The sequence below is a fragment of the Mesorhizobium sp. M2A.F.Ca.ET.042.01.1.1 genome (assembly GCF_003997405.1).
Lineage (GTDB): Bacteria > Pseudomonadota > Alphaproteobacteria > Rhizobiales > Rhizobiaceae > Mesorhizobium.
Window position 1 is genome coordinate 1 of the sequence record NZ_RZRX01000496.1, and the last position, 2,053, is coordinate 2,053.

The following is a 2,053-nucleotide window of genomic DNA, read 5'->3' on the forward strand; positions in this document are numbered from 1 at the left end:
GGTCAAAACCGCGCTTGCGACGCTGCCCTCCCCGGCCCGGCCCGATTTCGGCATCAACGTGCTGCCCGGCGACCACGAAACCCTTGTCGTCCAGGCGCAGTCGCCCGGGGATCCGGAATCCGTCGACTTCTTCATCGCCGGCGAACGCGACTACATGTTTGGCGCACCGGTGCGCAGCGAGAAGGACGGCAAGCTCGTCTTCACCGTGCCGATCCTCGACCGGCCATCGGCCACGCCGAGCGATGGCGGGCTGTATTACACGCTGACCAGCGCCGAGGGCTCGGTCGACGGGCTGCTGCCTTTCCCTTGATCCAGCATTAGCGCAATGGTTGCGGGAAATCGTCCGGTCCGGTATCGAAGGCATCGATCCTTCCCATCTCCCCAAGCGAGGAACCCATGACCATTTCGGTTGGCGAAAAACTGCCCGCATCGAACTTCAAGGTGATGACCGCCGACGGCGCCAAGCCGATCACCGGCGATGAGATCTTCGCCGGCAAGAAGGTGGTGCTGTTCGGCGTTCCCGGCGCTTTCACGCCGACCTGCAGCAACAACCATTTGCCCGGCTATCTGGAGAACCATGACGCCATCCTGGCGCGCGGCGTCGATACGATCGCCGTGGTTTCGGTCAACGACGTCCACGTCATGGGCGCCTGGGCGCACTTCACCGGCGGCGAAGGCAAGATCCTCTACCTCGCCGACGGCAGCGGCGATTTCGCCAAGTCGGTCGGGCTCGACAACGATCTTTCCGCGGCCGGAATGGGCCTGCGCTCGAAGCGCTTCTCGATGATCGTCGACGACGGCAAGGTCACCGCGCTCAATGTCGAAACCAAGCCGGGCGTCGACGAGAGCGGCGCGGCTCATATCCTCGGGCAGCTCTGATGCTGGACACCATCTGGCGCGCGGTGGCGATCGGCATCGGCGCCACGGTGTTCATGGATATCTGGGCGATCATCCTCAACAAGGCGATCGGCCAGCCCTTGCCCAATTGGGGCATGGTCGGACGCTGGGTCCGGCATCTGCCCGAAAAGGTCTTCCACGACGATATCGGCAAGGCCGCGCCCTATGCGCATGAAAAAGCGCTGGGCTGGGCCTTCCACTATCTGGTCGGCATCCTCTACGGCGTGATCCTGGTGGCACTCGCGGGCGCCGGCTGGCTGGCGGCGCCGACCTTCCTGCCCGCCTTCATCCTCGGCATCGTCACCGTCGGAGCCGGCTGGTTCCTGCTGGCGCCCGGCATGGGCGCCGGCTGGGCGGCCTCCAAGCTCCCCAATCCGACAAAGGTGCGCGCGCTCAATCTCGTGGCGCACACCGTGTTCGCGGTCGGCATGTTCTCGACAGCGCTGCTGATCCGTTAGCTTTAGAAGTCTCGCGTCAGTAGCTCTGGGTCGAACGCCGGGGCGCGGGTTTCCTGGTCGGAGCGCCTTCCGGCTTCGGCGCGGCCACAACCGGCGCAGGCCGTGCCAGCTTCGGCTTGAACGGAGCCATGCCTTGCCGGGCCAGCTCGTCGGCGCGTTCGTTCTCCGGGTGGCCGGCATGGCCCTTCACCCAGTACCAGGTCACCTTGTGGCGCCGGTTGGCCTCGTCGAGCGCCTGCCAGAGCTCGCCATTCTTGACCGGCTTCCTGTCGCCGGTCTTCCAGCCGTTCTTCTTCCAGCCATGGATCCATTTGGAGATGCCGTCCATGACGTATTTGCTGTCGGTGTAGAGGTCGACCGTGCAAGGCTCCTTCAGCGCGTTGAGCGCGGTGATGGCGGCCAGCAGTTCCATGCGGTTGTTGGTGGTCTCGGCCTCGCCGCCGGACAGTTCCTTGGTGACGCCGTTGTAGCGCAGCACGGCGCCCCAGCCGCCCGGCCCGGGATTGCCGGAGCAGGCGCCGTCGGTGAAGATCTCGATCTTTTTGTTCATGTCAGCCCGTATTCGGATGGCGACCTGATCGCGCGGTGGAAGCGCATGCGGCGGATATATTCGGTCGGGTCACGCTTCATCACCAGTCCGCCATCCGGAATGGTCAGCCAGTCATAGAGGCGGGTCAGCATGAAGCGCAGCGCCGAGC

The 2,053-nt window shown here is 64.9% G+C and carries 3 protein-coding genes and 2 pseudogenes; 3 read left to right on the top strand and 2 right to left on the bottom strand.

Annotation, left to right across the window (positions count from 1 at the left end; genetic code table 11):
* From EOA23_RS34155 to EOA23_RS34165, 3 genes and pseudogenes are all read left to right on the top strand, one after another.
* A pseudogene (locus EOA23_RS34155) lies at positions 1–310 on the top strand (hypothetical protein); the annotation flags it as partial.
* Positions 311–396: 86 nt separating this feature from the next.
* Positions 397–879 carry a peroxiredoxin gene (locus tag EOA23_RS34160; RefSeq protein WP_127252552.1) on the top strand — a complete coding sequence of 161 codons (483 nt, stop codon included), beginning with the start codon at positions 397–399 and terminating at the stop codon, positions 877–879.
* Positions 879–1,355, top strand: a complete 477-nt coding sequence (locus EOA23_RS34165) for a DUF2938 domain-containing protein (RefSeq protein WP_127307267.1) — start codon at positions 879–881, stop codon at positions 1,353–1,355. Before EOA23_RS34160 ends, EOA23_RS34165 begins: the two co-directional genes overlap by 1 nt.
* A gap of 16 nt (positions 1,356–1,371) precedes the next feature.
* Here the strand turns inward: EOA23_RS34165 and rnhA are convergent, their stop codons facing one another.
* Positions 1,372–1,905 (bottom strand): ribonuclease HI, encoded by a 534-nt coding sequence (rnhA, locus tag EOA23_RS34170; RefSeq protein WP_127307268.1) that lies wholly within the window; start codon positions 1,903–1,905, stop codon positions 1,372–1,374.
* Positions 1,902–2,053 (bottom strand): annotated as a pseudogene (locus EOA23_RS36780) (homoserine kinase); the annotation flags it as partial. The pseudogene EOA23_RS36780 and the gene rnhA, both read right to left, overlap by 4 nt.